The 16,550-nt window shown below is 63.8% G+C and carries 12 protein-coding genes and 1 pseudogene; 8 read left to right on the top strand and 5 right to left on the bottom strand.

Features of this window, described 5'->3' with window-relative positions; genetic code table 11:
* Positions 1–59: 59 nt before the first annotated feature.
* The gene (locus AB4Y81_RS13765) at positions 60–1,427 is read right to left on the bottom strand and encodes an MFS transporter (protein ID WP_018778708.1); all 1,368 of its coding nucleotides are present in this window, start codon (positions 1,425–1,427) and stop codon (positions 60–62) included.
* A 34-nt stretch (positions 1,428–1,461) separates the two neighbouring features.
* On the bottom strand, positions 1,462–2,400 hold the full coding sequence (locus AB4Y81_RS13760) for a proteasome assembly chaperone family protein (protein WP_018778709.1): 939 nt from the start codon (positions 2,398–2,400) through the stop codon (positions 1,462–1,464).
* Between the two features lie 289 nt (positions 2,401–2,689).
* On the opposite strand from AB4Y81_RS13760, the gene AB4Y81_RS13755 reads away from it, so the two are divergent.
* The 4 genes from AB4Y81_RS13755 (at position 2,690) to AB4Y81_RS13740 (ending at position 8,239) form a co-directional block, all read left to right on the top strand.
* Positions 2,690–4,213, top strand: a complete 1,524-nt coding sequence (locus tag AB4Y81_RS13755; protein WP_018778710.1) for a leucyl aminopeptidase — start codon at positions 2,690–2,692, stop codon at positions 4,211–4,213.
* A gap of 295 nt (positions 4,214–4,508) precedes the next feature.
* Positions 4,509–5,891, top strand: coding sequence for a dihydrolipoyl dehydrogenase (gene lpdA, locus AB4Y81_RS13750; RefSeq protein ID WP_018778711.1), 1,383 nt, complete (start codon positions 4,509–4,511; stop codon positions 5,889–5,891).
* Positions 5,892–6,004: 113 nt separating this feature from the next.
* Positions 6,005–7,747: a 2-oxoglutarate dehydrogenase, E2 component, dihydrolipoamide succinyltransferase gene (gene sucB / locus AB4Y81_RS13745; protein WP_055977730.1), complete on the top strand. Its 1,743-nt coding sequence runs from the start codon at positions 6,005–6,007 to the stop codon at positions 7,745–7,747.
* Positions 7,748–7,885: 138 nt separating this feature from the next.
* Positions 7,886–8,239, top strand: a complete 354-nt coding sequence (locus AB4Y81_RS13740; RefSeq protein WP_018778713.1) for a hypothetical protein — start codon at positions 7,886–7,888, stop codon at positions 8,237–8,239.
* Positions 8,240–8,322: 83 nt separating this feature from the next.
* Here the strand turns inward: AB4Y81_RS13740 and AB4Y81_RS13735 are convergent, their stop codons facing one another.
* A complete protein-coding gene (locus AB4Y81_RS13735; RefSeq protein WP_055977733.1) occupies positions 8,323–8,706 on the bottom strand; it encodes a VOC family protein in 384 nt (127 codons plus the stop codon).
* Positions 8,707–8,839: 133 nt separating this feature from the next.
* Here AB4Y81_RS13735 and AB4Y81_RS13730 point away from each other — a divergent pair, with 133 nt between their 5' ends.
* On the top strand, positions 8,840–9,268 hold the full coding sequence (locus tag AB4Y81_RS13730) for an OsmC family protein (RefSeq protein WP_018778715.1): 429 nt from the start codon (positions 8,840–8,842) through the stop codon (positions 9,266–9,268).
* A gap of 102 nt (positions 9,269–9,370) precedes the next feature.
* Here the strand turns inward: AB4Y81_RS13730 and AB4Y81_RS13725 are convergent, their stop codons facing one another.
* Positions 9,371–12,874, bottom strand: a complete 3,504-nt coding sequence (locus AB4Y81_RS13725) for a S41 family peptidase (RefSeq protein ID WP_441996099.1) — start codon at positions 12,872–12,874, stop codon at positions 9,371–9,373.
* 85 nt (positions 12,875–12,959) lie between these two features.
* On the opposite strand from AB4Y81_RS13725, the gene AB4Y81_RS13720 reads away from it, so the two are divergent.
* The gene (locus AB4Y81_RS13720; RefSeq protein WP_035733932.1) at positions 12,960–13,859 is read left to right on the top strand and encodes a TIGR01777 family oxidoreductase; all 900 of its coding nucleotides are present in this window, start codon (positions 12,960–12,962) and stop codon (positions 13,857–13,859) included.
* Positions 13,860–13,896: 37 nt separating this feature from the next.
* Here the strand turns inward: AB4Y81_RS13720 and AB4Y81_RS13715 are convergent, their stop codons facing one another.
* Positions 13,897–15,483 carry a serine/threonine protein kinase gene (locus AB4Y81_RS13715; protein ID WP_441996098.1) on the bottom strand — a complete coding sequence of 529 codons (1,587 nt, stop codon included), beginning with the start codon at positions 15,481–15,483 and terminating at the stop codon, positions 13,897–13,899.
* A gap of 155 nt (positions 15,484–15,638) precedes the next feature.
* Here AB4Y81_RS13715 and lipB point away from each other — a divergent pair, with 155 nt between their 5' ends.
* Together lipB and AB4Y81_RS13705 are read left to right on the top strand one after the other, a co-directional pair.
* On the top strand, positions 15,639–16,307 hold the full coding sequence (gene lipB, locus AB4Y81_RS13710; protein ID WP_018778719.1) for a lipoyl(octanoyl) transferase LipB: 669 nt from the start codon (positions 15,639–15,641) through the stop codon (positions 16,305–16,307).
* Positions 16,304–16,550, top strand: a pseudogene (locus AB4Y81_RS13705) (lipoyl synthase); the annotation flags it as partial. The gene lipB and the pseudogene AB4Y81_RS13705, both read left to right, overlap by 4 nt.

Below are 16,550 nucleotides of genomic sequence, written 5' to 3'. Positions count from 1 at the left end.
GCACAAACCCAGCTATGTGGAAAAGCCGTCAGGGTGCGGAGGCGGCAGCTGCGCGCCTTCTACTCGCCCGCCGCTCTAGTCCCCGCCGCCTTGGAGCGTGCCTCGCGCCGGCGCTCCAGGCGCTCACGCCGCTGCCTTGCGAGCGCGGTTGCCAACGGAGGGACGTGGATGCCCTGGCTTGCCATTTGGCGCCGGACTTTCCGCCGGGTTACCAGAATCAGGACGGTTCCGATCGCGAGCAGCAGGAACTGGACACTGAGGGCAATCCGGAACGGTGCGAGGCCGTACAACTCTCCGCCGGAGAATCCGCTGGCGTTCAGGAGGTCGAGCACCAGGCCAATGAGGTAGATGGCAATGAGGGCGGCGATGAAGCCGCCAACGTTGACGATTCCTGTTGCCGTGCCGATCCGGTGTGAAGGATTGAACGTCCGGGCGAAGTCAAAGCCGATCATGGAGCCCGGGCCACCGATGGCAAGCACCACAACCAAGAGAACCAGAAGCCAGAGTGGAGCCCGCTCAGGAAGAAGGAGCACGGCCGCCCACGCCATGGCCGTGGCGGTGGTGATCAGAAGGACCATTGCCGATCTGCGCATGGGGTGCCTGGAGACGAACCGTCCTAGTCCTGGTCCGGCAACGATGGCCGTTGCCACGAAGAGCGCCATCAGGGCGGACACCGTTCCGGCGTCCAGTCCCTGGGCTGAGAGCAGGAACGGGTATCCCCATGTCATCGCAAAGAGGTTGCCGCTGAACTGTACGGTGAAGTGGCTCCACAGGCCCAGCCTGGTCCCGGGCTGTTTCCAGGCGCTGGACAGGGAAACGCCCGTGGCCCGCAGGCCTTGGGCCGAAGCCTTGGCGGGGTGGCCTGGAGGGGCGTCCCGCAACAGGCAAAGGACCAGGACAACTGCCAGCACCGACATCGCAGCCAGTGTCAGGAACGCTGGCGTCCATCCGGCAGAATGCAGCAACAACGCGAACGGGACCACACTGAACAGCTGGCCCAGCTGGCCGCACATGCCAGTCAACTGGGTCACCAGGGGAACCCTTGCCGGGGCGAACCACAGGGGAACAAGGCGGATTACCGAGATGAACGTCATGGCATCGCCCGCCCCTACGAGAACGCGGCCCAGGACACCGCCGGGAATGCTCTCAGCGAAAGCAAGCTGGAGTTGTCCGGCGGCCATGAGGACAGCACCGCCGGCCACCATGACCCGCGACCCGAACCGGTCCACCAGTACGCCCACCGGAATCTGCAGCCCTGCATAGACCAACAACTGCAGGACGGTGAAGAAGGAGATGGCTGAGGCGCTGGCGTGGAACCGTTCAGTTGCCTCCAAACCTGCCACGCCGAAGGAAGTCCGCTGCGCTACAGCCACGAGGTAGGCGAAGATGCCTATGGTCCAAATAAGCCAGGCGCGGGGAGAAGTCACACCTCAATTATGCCGGTCAACGGATAAAGCTGATTTATTGAGGCGTGTCTTTACGTGCCAGGTACGCTTCCACAGCTGCTCCGATGTCCTCGGCGTTGGGCAGTTCGTCGTTCTCGTCGGCAAGCAGGGAGCGGCGGACGATTCCCTCGGATTTCTCGTCGTAGCGGGTCTCCAGGTTCGCCACCACCGCCTGCACTTCTTCGGAAGCTGCGATCTGCTCAGCGATCTGCCGGCCAACCTCCCGCCCGGCTTCGCGCAGGCGGTCAGTGGGGAGCATCAGGGACGTCGCCGCCCCGAGGTATTCCAAGCCCGCTACTGCCGCGGGAGGGTACTCGGCCTCGGACAAGTAGTGCGGCACATGGATGACGTAACCGGCGACGCTGCGTTCGGCCTCGGTGAGCCGAAGCTCGAGGATGTGGCCAATGGCTGCCGGCACCTCCACGGTGGGCTTCCAGCTGGAGATTCCTTCGATGAGCTCAGGCCTGTTGCCGTGCACCGTCACACCCACTGGCCGGGTGTGCGGCACAGGCATGGGGATTGAGTGGATCCACGTGACGAGGTTGACGTCCAGTTTCTCCACGATTCCGACCACGGCGCGGGCAAACCGCTCCCATTGCAGATCAGGTTCAAAACCGGCCAGCAGGAGGAAAGGCTGTCCCAGCCCATCCGTCAGCTTGTACAGGCCGAGCTTGGGCGCCTGGTAATCCTGCAGATGGTCCTCCACAAAGCTGATGTGGGGTCGGCGCGAGCGGTAGTCGATGAGCTGGTCGGCGTCGAACATGGCCACGACCTCGGCATCGAGCTCGTCCAACAGTTCCGCATTGATTTGCCGGACTACATGACCGGCATCGGCAAACCCCGTGAAGCCCATGACCATGTCCAGACCGCGCAATTCGGGGCTGTGGAAGGTCTCGATGTTGCTCGCGTAGAGCGCTTCAGGGTCCAGGAGGGTGCCGGATATCCGTTCAAACACGGCGTATTCCTTTCACGGGGCAAGTTCGGTTCTGTGGTTCGGGATGGTCTGTATGGTTACAACGCTGCACGCGGAGCTGGCATTCCTGCTCCCGATGTGCGGCAGCTCTCATTTAATTGCTGTCAGCGGTCGCTGAGAGACTACGATCGAAACGGGCCGACGTCCTCCAGTGACGCCCGGCCTGAAGACCAAGGCCGCCGTCGCACGTGGACGTCGGGCGCGTACCGGGGCAGGCCGCCTAACATGCGGCCCCGCCATGCAATGCAGAGAGAAGTGAGGACACATCCTCGTGGTCAAGACTACTGACATCATCCTGGGCATCATTGCCAAGGACCTGAAAAAGTCCCCCAGCGACGCACTCGTGATCGGAGTTGCACAAGGCACGGATGGGCCGGTGCTGCTTCCCAATCCGCTCAGTGCCAAGTCTGCCGAGTCTGTGGCAGGCTCCCTGAAGCTCCTGGGGATCAGCGGCGCGGCCGACCAGGTGCACCGCCTTCCCGGACTGCCCGAAACGGGCGCCGGAATTCTGGTCTTGGCGGGCGTGGGCAAACTTGCCAACGGCGGCAACCTCAGCGAAGAGGCTTTGCGCCGGGCCGCAGGATCGGCAGTGCGCCAGCTTGCAGGGCTGCCGTCGGTGACACTGGCTTTCCCGACGCCGGCACTCACGGATGTGGCAGCGGTCGCCGAAGGTGCCGCTTTGGGCGCCTATTCCTACACTGAGCACCGCTCCTCCACCGATGGCCTGAAGGCGCCGGTGGCCAAGGCACTGATCTTCTCTGACGTGGATGCAAAGACGGCCCAGCCTGCGCTCGATCGGGCAGTTGTCCTGGCAAGGGCAGTCAACGCCACCCGCACCTTGGTGAACCAACCGCCCAGCCACCTCTACCCTGAGTCGTTTGCCGAGTCCGCCAAGGAACTCGCCAAGGGCCTTCCGGTCAAGGTAACCGTCTGGGATGAGAAGCGCCTGGAGAAGGAGGGCTTTGGCGGCATCCTCGGCGTCGGCAAGGGCTCCACCCGCCAGCCGCGCCTGGTCAAGGTGGAATACGCTCCCGCCAAGGCCACCCGGAAGATTGCCCTCGTCGGAAAGGGCATCACGTTTGACACCGGTGGCATCTCCATCAAGCCCGCCCTCGGCATGGGCGACATGAAGAGCGACATGGCGGGCGCCGCCGTCGTCCTTAATACTGTCCTGGCGCTGGCTTCGCTGGGTCTGCCCATCAAGGCAACCGCCTGGCTCTGCATCGCAGAGAATATGCCGTCCGGTGCCGCAGCGCGGCCCGCCGATGTCTTCACCATCCACGGCGGCAAGACCGTGGAAGTACTGAACACCGACGCCGAGGGTCGCCTTGTGATGGCCGACGGACTCGTCGCCGCCAGCCTGGAGAAGCCGGATGTGATCATTGACGTCGCCACCCTGACGGGCGCGCAGCTGATCGCCCTGGGCCTGCGCACCGCTGGTGTGATGGGTTCGGATTCCGTCACGGCTGCACTCAAGTCCGCCGCCGACCGCGCAGGCGAACTGGTGTGGCCGATGCCGCTGCCGGAAGAACTCCGCCCAAGCCTGGACTCCCAGGTGGCAGACATCGCCAACATTGGTGAGCGCAACGGTGGCATGATGACCGCCGCGGTGTTCCTGCGCGAATTCGTGGGCAAGGACGATTCCGGCGAGCAGATCCCGTGGGCCCACGTGGACATTGCCGGCCCCTCCTTCAACAACGGCAGCCCCTACGGCTACACACCCAAGCAGGGCACCGGATGCACCGTCCGCACCCTGGTTGCCTACGCCGAGGACCTTTTGGCGGTTTCCGCCTAGCGGCACACTCCCCGCTTCCTCCGGGGTTGCGTGGTCCGGGCGATGACCCGGCAAGGGCCACGCAACCCCGGAATTATGCGGCGTGTAGCGCTGTGTCACAAGTGAACGTGAGTCTCGACACAAGCGCTCCACAAACACCCGCAGAGGGTGGAGCATGGGTAGGTGGTTCGCTAAGGTGAACTCGATAGTCACAAATGCAAGAGAACTTAGGTGCTGGCATAATCACGGCAGAACAAGTTCCAAAGACCAGATGGCACGCAGTCCCGTGTCATCATTCACGCGAGGGAGCGTTTTAGTGGCCGATCAGGCAACTGCGCAAGAATTCGACATCCTGGTACTCGGTGGCGGCAGCGGCGGCTACGCCACTGCCCTGCGGGCCGTGCAGCTTGGGTTCACCGTTGGCCTTGTGGAAAAGGCAAAGCTCGGCGGAACCTGCCTGCACAATGGTTGCATCCCCACCAAGGCCCTCCTGCACTCGGCCGAACTGGCTGACCATGCACGCGATTCCGCCAAGTACGGCGTGAACGTCACGCTCGACAGCATCGACATGTCGGCCGTGAACGCCTACAAGGACGGCATCATCGCCGGCAAGTTCAAGGGCCTCCAGGGACTCATCAAGTCCAAGGGCATCACCGTTATCGAGGGTGAAGGCAAGCTCCAGGGCAACAACACCGTCGTAGTGAACGGCACGGCTTACACGGGCAAGAACATTGTCCTGGCCACCGGTTCCTACTCGCGGTCGCTCCCGGGCCTTGAAATCGGCGGCAAGGTCATCACCTCCGACCAGGCCCTCACCATGGACTACATCCCCAAGAGCGCCATCGTCCTCGGCGGCGGCGTCATCGGCGTCGAATTCGCTTCCGTGTGGAAGTCCTTCGGCGTGGACGTCACCATCATCGAAGGCCTCCCCTCCTTGGTCCCCAACGAGGACGCCTCGATCGTGAAGAACCTCGAGCGTGCGTTCAAGAAGCGCGGCATCAAGTTCACCACTGGCATCTTCTTCCAGGGCGTCGAGCAGAACGACGACGGCGTCAAGGTCACCTTGGTTGATGGCCAGACCTTCGAAGCAGACCTCCTGCTCGTTGCAGTAGGCCGCGGTCCCGTGACCGCCAACCTGGGCTACGAAGAAGCCGGCATCACCATCGACCGTGGCTTCGTCATCACCAACGAGCGCCTCCACACCGGTGTCGGCAACATCTACGCCGTGGGCGACATCGTCCCGGGAGTCCAGCTCGCACACCGTGGCTACCAGCAGGGCATCTTCGTTGCCGAGGAGATCGCCGGCTTGAACCCGGCCATCGTCGAAGACATCAACATCCCCAAGGTCACGTACTGCGAACCTGAAATCGCCACGGTCGGTTACACCGAAAAGGCCGCCAAGGAGAAATTCGGCGACGACCAGGTGCAGACCCAGGAATACAACCTTGCCGGAAACGGCAAGAGCTCCATCCTCGGCACAGGCGGCATCGTCAAGCTTGTCCGCCAGAAGGATGGCCCCGTAGTTGGTATCCACATGATTGGTTCACGTATGGGTGAACAGATCGGTGAAGCCCAGCTGATCGTGAACTGGGAAGCCTACCCGGAGGACGTGGCCCAGCTGGTCCACGCCCACCCGACCCAGAACGAAGCTTTGGGCGAAGCCCACCTCGCCCTCGCGGGCAAGCCGCTCCACGGCTAAGTCTTTACCCAAGACAAACGGGTCGGGTGCATGCGGCGGAATCTGCCGGATGCACCCGGCCCGGACCAGCAGAATTCATCCGCACAAAGATCAATAAGGAGAACGGGGACGACATGTCTGAATCCGTTAACTTGCCCGCCCTCGGTGAGAGTGTCACCGAAGGAACCGTCACCCGCTGGCTCAAGCAGGTTGGTGACCGGGTGGAGATCGACGAGCCGCTGCTCGAGGTTTCAACCGACAAAGTAGACACCGAAATCCCTTCTCCGATCTCAGGCGTCATCGAAGAAATCCTCGTCGCTGAAGACGAGACGGCTGAAGTTGGCGCACCCTTGGTCCGCATCGGCGATGGCTCCGGCTCAGCTGCAGAGGCCGCACCTGCGGCACCGGCTGAGGAAGCACCTGCCGCTCCCGCGGAAGAGGCCGCACCGGCCGCCGCAGAAGCTCCCGCCGCAGAAGAAGCTCCGGCTGCGGAAGCACCCGCCGCTTCGTCCGGCGAAGGCCACGAAGTCACCCTCCCTGCGTTGGGCGAGAGCGTCACCGAAGGCACCGTCACCCGGTGGCTCAAGGCCGTCGGTGACACCGTTGAGGTCGACGAGCCCCTTCTTGAGGTATCCACCGACAAGGTCGACACGGAGATCCCCTCCCCCGTTGCCGGTACCCTCCAGGAGATCCGCGTCAACGAGGACGAGACTGCTGAAGTCGGTTCCGTCCTGGCAATCATCGGCTCGGGCGCAGCCGCCCCGGCCGCCGCTCCGGCTCCGGCCGCCCCGGCCGCCGCTCCGGCTCCGGCCGCCCCTGCAGAAGCACCGGCAGCACCTGCCCCCGCTGCAGCAGCCCCGGCTCCCGCAGCCGCCCCGGCTCCCGCAGCCGCTCCGGCCGCCGCACCTGCTGCTCCTGCCGCCGAATCGGCTGGCTCCTCCGAATCCGGCTACGTCACTCCGTTGGTTCGCAAGCTTGCCAACCAGCACGGCGTTGACATTGCATCTGTCTCCGGCACCGGTGTTGGTGGACGTATCCGCAAGCAGGATGTGCTTGCCGCCGCGGAAGCCAAGCAGGCTGCCGCTGCACCGGCTGCCCCCGCTCCTGCCGCTGCGCCCGCAGCCAAGGCTGCTGCACCGGTCGTTGCGTCGTCGCTGCGCGGCACCACGGAGAAGGCTCCCCGCATCCGTCAGGTCATCGCCCGCCGCATGCGCGAGTCTCTTGAGGTCTCCACCCAGCTGACCCAGGTGCACGAGGTCGACATGACCAAGATCGCCAAGCTCCGCCTCAAGGCCAAGAACTCGTTCCAGGCCCAGAACGGCGTCAAGCTGACGTTCCTGCCGTTCATCGCCAAGGCTGTGGCCGAGGCACTGAAGCAGCACCCCAAGCTGAATGCTGCTTACGACGAGTCCAAGCAGGAAATCACCTACCACAACGCCGAACACCTGGCGATCGCCGTCGACACTGACAAGGGCCTTCTGGTTCCCGTCATCTCCGACGCCGGCAACCTGAACCTCGCCGGCCTTGCCGGGAAGATCGCTGATGTTGCAGGCCGCACCCGCGACGGCAAGATCGGCCCGGACGAGCTGTCCGGCGGTACGTTCAGCATCACCAACATCGGTTCTGTCGGCGCCCTGTTCGACACCCCGATCATCAACCAGCCGCAGGTAGGTATCCTCGGCACCGGTGCCATCGTCAAGCGCGCTGTTGTGGTTGCTGACGAAAACGGTGACGACTCGATCGCCATCCGCTCCATGATGTACCTGTCGCTGACGTACGACCACCGCCTGGTGGACGGCGCCGACGCCGGCCGGTTCCTTCAGACCCTCAAGGCACGCCTTGAAGAGGGCGCGTTCGAAGCAGACCTCGGTCTCTAAGTAGTTCCGTCTGCAGGTACTCCCGCAGATCCGGAAGGGGCAGGTTGCCGGGGAAACCCGGGGACCTGCCCCTTCCGCTTTTAACACCAGCGCGTGGCTTTGCTACAGGACGTAGAACCGACTGGATAAGCTAGGGCCATGAGTATTCTCTTCAACATTCTGGTGTTCTTGCACATCGTCGGCGCAGCCATGATCGTGGGCTACTGGATCGCCACCCTCAGGGAGCCAACCGTCCACCCGCGCCAGCGCGATGGTGCGTTCCTTCAGCTCCTGACCGGCATCGCCATGATGGGTGTGATCCCCTTCTTGCCGGACGCCGATCCCAACTACTTCAAGCTCGGCGTCAAGTTCGCCATTGCCGTGGCCGTGGCCGTGCTGGCGGTCATCGGCTCGCGCAAGGTCAAGAACGGTGAAGCTGTGTCTACCGGATTGGCTCACGGTGTGGGCGGCCTTGCCTTGGTGAACATAGCAATCGCCACTCTCTGGAACTAGCTCCCACGCCTGCATCCTGATGCAAGAGGCCGCCCCACCGTGCGCACAGCCCGGTGGGACGGCCTCCGCCGTTAAGTACGCTGCTACTCCTGGGCGATACAGAACTCGTTTCCCTCAGGATCATGCATGACGTCCCAGTGGAAATCCGCCACGTCGTGCCCCTCAATGAAGGTAGCGCCCAGGGACTCCGCCTTTCGCCGCAAGGCAGCGGCATCGGCGTCGTGAAGGTCCAGGTGAAGCCGGCGCCGTCCTTCGGTAGGTTCGTTGACCTGCTGGAACGCCAGTTGGGGAAGACCCGGTTCGGCTGGACGCAGCCAGATAAAACCTTCGTGCTCCGCTGCAACGGGCATGTCCAGCAGTTCAGACCAGAAAGCGGAGAGCCGGGCCGCATCCACGGCATTGACCATGATCGACGCGATTCTTGGGCCTCGGCGTTGCACGCCGGTTACGTGTTCTTTTGTATCCATGGCGCCAGTTTAGGGGGTCACAATCCACCGACAGCGGAATGACCGTGCAGTCCTTGGACCGAATCCCTAGGATTGAAAGCGGTGGCACGCGGCGGAGGCCGGGTGCCGGAATACAACGACCCAAGGAGTGGACATGGCAGCAACACGCACCGCACACACGGTATGGAACGGCAACCTCATTGAGGGCGCTGGAAACACCACGCTGGACAGCTCCGGCCTGGGTACGTTCGATGTCACCTGGAAGGCCCGCACGGAGCAGTCCGGCGGCAAGACCAGCCCGGAAGAACTGATCGCTGCAGCCCACTCCGCGTGCTTCTCCATGGCCTTCAGCCACGCCTTGGCCGGTGAAGGATTCACCGCCGAGGAAGTCAACACCAAGGCCGACGTGACCTTCGTTCCGGGCACCGGCATCACCGGCAGCCACCTGACGATGACCGCCAAGGTTCCGGGTCTTTCCCAAGAGGATTTCCGCCGTATCTCCGAGGACGCGAAGACGGGTTGCCCCGTTTCGGGCGCGCTGGCCAGCATCGAAATCACCTTGGACGCAACACTCGCCGAGTAGCCACAGCAAGCGCGCATTGCAGAGGGGCCAGAACCCCCGCGCTTGATGCAAAAGAACCCCGTCACCAGCTGGTGACGGGGTTCTTTGTGCTTACCGGGCCCTCTACCTCCGGGCCTGTGGCCGTGAAGGCAACGGCTCCGGCCGCAGCTTCCGGTAGCCTTCGCGCAGCGGGGGCCGGTCGGTAGGCAGCTCCTGGATCATTTCCTTGAGTGCACCGATACCGTACTCGAGCTGGGGATCCGTGCCGGCTGCGTACGCGTGCGGCGGGAAAAGTACTTCGATGTCAGGCTCAACGCCCCGGTTCTCAACGTCCCAGCCGATTCCGCCGCTGAACCAGGTGGCGTAGCGGGGCTGCGTGACGCCCGTACCGTCGGCCAGCGAGAAGCGGTTGTCGATTCCCACCACGCCACCCCAGGTCCGGGTCCCGATGACAGGCCCGATGCCCCTGAGTTTTGAGACCTGCGTGATGATGTCGCCATCGGAACCGGCAAATTCGTCGGTCAGGATGATGACAGGTCCTCGGGGTGCGTGGTCCGGGTAGGTCCGGGGCTTTTCGCCGCGCGGCATGCTCCAGCCGGTCACCTTGCGTCCAATCAGCTCGGCGACCAGTTGCGAGGTGTGTCCACCGCGGTTGCGGCGAACGTCCACTATCAGTCCGTCGAGTGCCGTTTCGGTATCCAGGTCACGGTGGAGCTGGGCCCAGCCGTTGGCCATCATGTCGGGGACGTGGAGGTAACCGAACTTGCCATTGGAAGCTTCACGGACGGTCCTGCGGTTCGCACGCACCCAGTCCTGGTAGCGGAGCCGTTCCTCATCACGGATGGGAACCACTGCCACACGTCGCTGCGCGCCAGCGGAACCGCCGTGTCCGTCACCGTTCAGAAGCGTCAGCTCCACAGTCCGTCCTGCTGCGCCCACCAGCTGCATCGCCGGCGTCAAGGCTGCCGAAAGCCCGACGCCGTCAACAGCCAGGAGCACGTCGCCCACCTTCGCGTCCACACCGGGTCGCGTTAAGGGCGAGGTAGCCAACGGATCCGATGATTCCCCTGCGAGGATCCGGGTGATTTCCCAACCCTTGCTACTGAGCTGCAGCTCGGCACCCAGCCGCCCCTGGCCATTCCGCCCCGGTTCGTTGACGGCTGCCGGACGCACGTAGGCGTGCGAGGTTCCCAACTCGCCGTGGAGCTCCCACAGCAGGTCAACGAGGTCGTCATGGGAGCCGAGGCGGTCCACGATCGGCCGGTACCTCTTGTAGACGGAGTCCCAGTCCTGGCCTGCCATGTCCGCGGTCCAGAAGAAGTCGCGCTGCAACCTCCAGGCTTCATCGAATGCCTGTCCCCAGGCCGCGACCGGGTCGAGGGTCACGCGGATCCTGTTGAGCTCCACTTTCACGTGTTCTGCCGAATCCTCCTCCACCTTGCTATCGGCGGGCACCGAGGTGACGCTCTTGTCCAGGATGTAAACCACCCGACGCAGGTCACCGGATAGCCGGTAGCTGTCCACTGCAGGAACGATGGTGGTGGACTTGCGCTTGGCGAGGTCATAACGCACCAAGGATGGCGCAGACTTCTTATCCTGGGGCGTGCCTTTGCCCTCGCCGGTAACGCCTGAAAGTTCAGTGTCCAACCACAGCAGTGCGCCCTCGCCGACGGCGAGGTGGGAATAGTTACCCTGCGGAACCGGAACGGTGATGACCCTGTGGGCCAGTCCTTCGGCATCCACGCGCACGTCCGGGATGTCGCCGTCGTCGGACTTTCCGGCATCCAGCGGCGCATCCTCAAGCGTATCTACCGAGGGTCCGAACGGCGACGGCGTATCCGCCGCCAGCGCCACCATGTACGGCTTGATGGGGCTGGGGAAGGAGAGGTCGAAGGAGTGACCGTCGTAGACGGGGTCGAAACTCCGGTTGGACAGGAATGCCAGGAATTTGCCATCCGGGGTGAACCGGGGCCATTCGTCGCAGAAGCGGCCGTCAGTGACATCAATGATGCCCGGGCTGGCCTCGCCTGGGCGGGCAATCCTCAACTTGCTGCGTGAGCCAAAGGACGTGACCGGTTCGGACCAGGCGAGCCACTGCGAGTCGCCCGACCACGCGAACTGCTCGATGCTGCCATCGCCCACACTGACGAGCTTGACCAGCTTCCCGGTCGACGCATCAGCGACGAAAACATCACCAAATGAGGTCCCGACGGCGATCCAGCGGCCATCAGGGCTCGGCTCCAAAGCGCTGGTTCGAGTGGGCTGCGGAAAGTCGATGCGGAGCTGGGCGGCGTCCTCGGGCGAACGAACTGCATCAGAGGTAGAGACGCCGGCGGCCGTGTCGGGCGAGGGCGCAGCGTTGGCAGGAGTGTCGGCGTTGGCGACGGAAAGCGTTACCGGCGCGGCTGCCTCCCCGGCCGCTTTCGGTTGTCCCAAAACGTTTGAGGCGGAAACCGGCTTCGGCAGGGAATCGTCTTCCTTCGCCGGCGCCGGCGCCTCAGTATCCTTGGATACCTCCACCGAGGCAGTCAGCCGTGCCGCAATGCGCTTGATGTAAAGCGCTTCGACTCCCCCGTGGTCCGCCACGTAGGCGATCCTGCCGTCGGTGAGCGGACGGGGCAGGCGTGCGCGGACACCGGGCGTGGCCTCCACCACCCGCGAGGGGCCGTCCTTATGCCGAAGCCAGTGAATCGTACCGTGCGCTTCCACGGCGCTGGCCGTGCCTCCGGCATTCGGGAAGACATCGCCGAGGTGCGCGGAAGCCTTGAGGGGTGCGGGACGGCGCGCCGGTGAAGCTGAGCCGAGCGAGATCTCCAGCTTGGCCGGCTGCGCCTCAGCATCGAGGGAAGGAAGGACCCACAGCTCGCCGGCAGACTCGAAGACGACCCGCTGGCCGTCCGTGCTGGCGTGCCGGACATAGAAGTCTTCGTGATCCGTGTGCCGCAGCAAACCGGAGCCATCGGGAAGGACTGAATAGAGATTGCCGTAACCTTCGTGGTCCGACAGGAAAGTGATCCTGCCCTTGACCCACAAGGGGTCGGTGACGTTTCCATCAATTTCCGGAATCAGCCGTTCAAACTCACCGTTGCCGTCGGCGTCGATCCACAGCTTGCCGGCAGTGCCGCCACGGTAACGCTTCCACCAGGCGGGTTCGCGGGAAAGAACGCTCGCCAGAACCACCGGCTTCTCGTCGCCGATCTCCGGCCCGAAAGCAACAGCCTCTACCGGACCAAAAGGAAGTTCGACGGCGGCGCCGCCGTCGAGCGGGAGGCTGTAGGCGTGCGTGTGGCGGCTTTCCGCCTGCTGGAAGGCACTGGTAACCACTACGTGGCCCGCCGGAGTGAATCCCTTGACTTTCGTGGTGCTGTGCCCGAAGTAGCTCAGCTGCCGGTACCCTCCGCCGTCGACGTTGGCCGTGACGACTTCCGGGGACGTTCCCACCACGACCGTCCACACCAACCGTTTTCCATCCGGGGTGAACCGCGGGTTCCTTGCTTGAAGCTGCTGGGAGGAGACCCGCCAGGCGCGGCCCCCTTGGAGCGGTGCGACCCAGACGTCGTCTTCGGCCACGAAAGTGACCAGATCGCCGTGCACATGCGGGAAACGGAGGTAGCTGGAGGAGGTCATTGTTCGATCATAGTCAAGAGGCACCTGCCCTCGGCGGCAATGACAGGCGTTTCCGCCAGACGTTGGCCTTATGGTGAGATGGGTCATGCGCATCGTGATGTCCGGAGCTTCAGGAATGATTGGAACCGCCCTGGCCGGGCAATTGGCCGCCCAGGGCGATGAGGTTGTCCGGCTTGTGCGCCGGCCCGCCGACACGCCCGGTGAATTCACCTGGGACCCCGCCAAGGGCGAGCTGGACGAAGCAGTCCTGGATGGCGTGGATGCTGTGGTCAACCTCTCCGGCGCCGGCATCGGGGACCGGCCATGGACGAAGAAACGGATCGAAGTCCTCCGCGATTCCAGACTGCAAACCACGAACACGCTGACCGCGGCCATGGGGCGCCTTGCCAAGCCGCCCGCTGCCTTCATCAGCCAATCCGCCTCCGGTTATTACGGAGCGGACAGTACAGGCGTCCTCCGCGAGGATTCGCCCGCCGGCGGCGGCGTGCTGGGCCCGCTCTGCGTCGAGTGGGAAGGCGCTGCCATGACGGCACCGGCGGGCGTCCGGGTAGTGACTCCCCGAACGGGTGTTGTGTTGAGTTCCGCGGGCGGAGCGTTGGGGCCCCTGCTCCCCCTGTTGAAGCTTGGGCTCGGAGGTCCTTTCGGGAACGGACGCCAGTACTGGCCATGGATCACCCTGCAGGACGAGGCGGCTGCCCTCGCTTTCCTCCTGAGGTCCGGACTCGAAGGTCCGGTCAACGTTTGCGCCCCGGAAAGTGCTGACGTCAACACGATCGTGAAGGCGCTGGCGAAGGCGTATCACCGGCCGGCGTTTTGCCGGGTGCCCCGCCCTGCCCTGCGTCTTGTCCTGGGGAAGCTGGCGGATGAACTCGTGCTGGCCAACCAACGTATGGAGCCCTCCCGCCTGGCCGAAGCAGGCTTCCACTGGCAACACCCGTCCCTGGCCGAAGCCATGGAGTGGCTGCGTAGGGACACTGACCACTAAGCGCAGCAGGGTTCCCGGACGGCCTGCCGTGATGCGGTCATTTGCCCGGCCCGGTTACTTCCGAAAGCCACCAGCGTCCATCCGCACGGATCAAGGTCAGGCGAAGGGCTTGGGACGCGCCGGCCGTTTGCGTCCGGACCACCGCGCCCGCCGCATCACGTTCCTCATAAGCCGAGATGGTGGCCGTGACGTCTACCTGTGCGCGGTCCGCTTCCGGTGATGCGCCAACCGATGCTCCCGACAGTTCAGTAGTGAACCCCCCGAACGTCGTGCCGGACAGCCGCAGCTGTTCGCGAAGCCCGTGATCCGACTCCGCAGCCGGGGAACCTTGGGCATTGACCAGGTCCAGCAGTTGGAGCCGTCCTTCCCTCAGCGCGAAGTCACGAACAGCTGAGAGGGCACCCACAGCGACCTCTGGATCATCGGCTGTGAGGGCTCCGGCGAGCCCTTCCGGAAGATCATCCGCCTTTGCAGGCTCCATGGATGGACCGGGACCGGCAGACGGGCTGGCCGTTGGCTCAGCCTGGAAATTCCTTGGCTCGAGACCACCCCCTTGCCACAGGTTCCAAGCCATGACGCCGATCAGCGTGCCGCCCACCCCCACCAGAGCCACGCGGACAGCCAGGACGCTCCTGGAGGTACCGGGCCGTCGGGCTCCTGATTGTCCCTCCACCCGGGGCAACGGCAGGAGCCTGCGCATCCAGGAGTGCCCACGGCTTGCCCGGCGTGCCTGACGACCGTGCACTTCGCGCCGGGTGAGCAACTCAGGAATCACGGAATCATGCACCGCTCCGGACAGGTCAAGGGTCTCCGGGGCAGCACTCCTGAAGATAGCCGTGCCGAACTCCTTTGCCGTCGGCCGCATCTGCGGGTCCGGTGCCAACCCGGCCTCAAGGGCTGCGGCCAAGCCTTTCGGCACGTCAGGAACCAGCATTGACAATGGTGGCCTCACCTGGGGCGGCCCGGGTACGACGCCGGTCAGGCAGTACCAGCCGACTGCCGCCAAGGAGTACACGTCCCGTTGCGGCCGCAGCCCATGTTCTGAGGTCCCATGCGTGGATACCGGGCTGAACGGATCCTTGAATCCCGTGGTTCCGGCATCAAGGTTCTGATGCGGATCCCCCACCCTCACTGCAAGGCCCAGATCCGCCAGGACCGGCATGCCCACCGCTGTGAACAGGACGTTTCCCGGCGAAACGTCACCGTGCACGATGCCGTTGAGGTGCAAATAGTCCAACGCCTGTGCAATGGGCGTCAGCACCGTCACTGTTTCGCCAACGCTCAACCGTTTCCTCCCCGGCACCAGGTTCGCCAGCGATCCCCCTGCGGCGTAATCCATAACGATCCCGGCCGTCCCGCCGGAACCATCATCCGCTGGGAGGACCTCGTGGATGCGCACAAGATGTTGGTGCACCAGGTGCGACAGCAGCGTGACCTCGCGGGCGGCGCTCCCCAAGGCTTCAGCCTGCACTTCTCCACGCGGACATTTGACCACCAACAGGGCCCGGTCGCTGAGCCGGTTGACGAGCCAGATTTCGGAGCTGCTGCCCTGACCCAGGAGTCGGGAAATTTCGTAGCCCGGAAGCAGGGGTGCCACGGCATTGGCGGTTTCCAGAGTTTCCATGGATCAGGTCTACCGGACCTTGCGATTCTCTGCAGAAGTTATCCACAGCCACGGCACTTTTGCCGTTTTCGCACCTGTCGCGACAGCACGTGATGCGACTGAGAGCTTCACCACAAAACCATGGGCAATCCCCTGCTGGGTCTAAGCTTGAACGCATGACTCTTGAGTTTTCACAACTGGGTCTTGCCCCGGATTTCGTTGACTACGTACAGGGCTGGGACCTGCAGCGCGAGATCCACAACAAAGTTGTTGCGGGTGAGCAGAACAGCACCGTCCTGCTTCTGGAGCACGCCGCCGTTTACACTGCCGGCAAGCTCACGGAAGATCACGAGCGGCCCTTCGATGGAACCCCCGTGGTTCCCGTGGACCGTGGCGGCAAACTGACGTGGCACGGTCCCGGTCAGCTGATCGCTTACCCGATCCTCAAACTGAAAAACCGAGCCGGCATCCGCGACTACGTCGAGCGCCTCGAGGCCATCATGATCGCCGTCATGGTCGACTACGGAATCAAAGCCGTCACCGTCAAGGGCCGCGCGGGAGTATGGATCCTTGCCGACGACAAGGGACCGGACCGGAAGATAGCCGCAATCGGCATCCGCGTCCTGGAGGGTGTCACCATGCACGGCGTCGCCATCAACTGCAGCAATGACCTGGCACCCTACGACCAAATCATTGCCTGTGGAATCACTGACGCCAGCGTCACCACCATGACGCTGGAAACCGGCCGGACCATCAATCCCGCCGATATCGTTGACCGCTTCGTGGAAGAATTCCGCAAGCATGAAGAAGCACTCGTTTCCACCCCCGAAGGAGCACTCCAGTGACCTTGGCACCTGAAGGCCGTAAGTTGCTGCGCGTTGAGCAGCGTAATTCTGCGGTACCGGTTGAACGTAAGCCTGAGTGGATCAAGGCCAAGGTCCAGATGGGTCCTGAGTTTGTCCAGCTCAAGAACCTGGTGAAGAAGGAAGGCCTGCACACGGTCTGTGAAGAGGCCGGCTGCCCGAACATTTTCGAGTGCTGGGAAGACAAGGAAGCGACGTTCCTGATCGGCGGGTCCGAGTGCACCC

The sequence above is a fragment of the Paenarthrobacter sp. TAF1 genome (assembly GCF_052113825.1).
Taxonomy (GTDB): Bacteria; Actinomycetota; Actinomycetes; order Actinomycetales; family Micrococcaceae; genus Arthrobacter; species Arthrobacter nicotinovorans.
This window is presented reverse-complemented; position numbering and strand designations above follow the sequence as displayed.

Coding starts and splice junctions, on each gene's coding strand:
- sucB (WP_055977730.1), top strand. CDS start 6,005: ATGTCTGAATCCGTTAACTTGCCCGCCCTCGGTGAGAGTGTCACCGAA.
- AB4Y81_RS13740 (WP_018778713.1), top strand. CDS start 7,886: ATGAGTATTCTCTTCAACATTCTGGTGTTCTTGCACATCGTCGGCGCA.
- AB4Y81_RS13735 (WP_055977733.1), bottom strand. CDS start 8,706: ATGGATACAAAAGAACACGTAACCGGCGTGCAACGCCGAGGCCCAAGA.
- AB4Y81_RS13730 (WP_018778715.1), top strand. CDS start 8,840: ATGGCAGCAACACGCACCGCACACACGGTATGGAACGGCAACCTCATT.
- AB4Y81_RS13725 (WP_441996099.1), bottom strand. CDS start 12,874: ATGACCTCCTCCAGCTACCTCCGTTTCCCGCATGTGCACGGCGATCTG.
- AB4Y81_RS13720 (WP_035733932.1), top strand. CDS start 12,960: ATGCGCATCGTGATGTCCGGAGCTTCAGGAATGATTGGAACCGCCCTG.
- AB4Y81_RS13715 (WP_441996098.1), bottom strand. CDS start 15,483: ATGGAAACTCTGGAAACCGCCAATGCCGTGGCACCCCTGCTTCCGGGC.
- lipB (WP_018778719.1), top strand. CDS start 15,639: ATGACTCTTGAGTTTTCACAACTGGGTCTTGCCCCGGATTTCGTTGAC.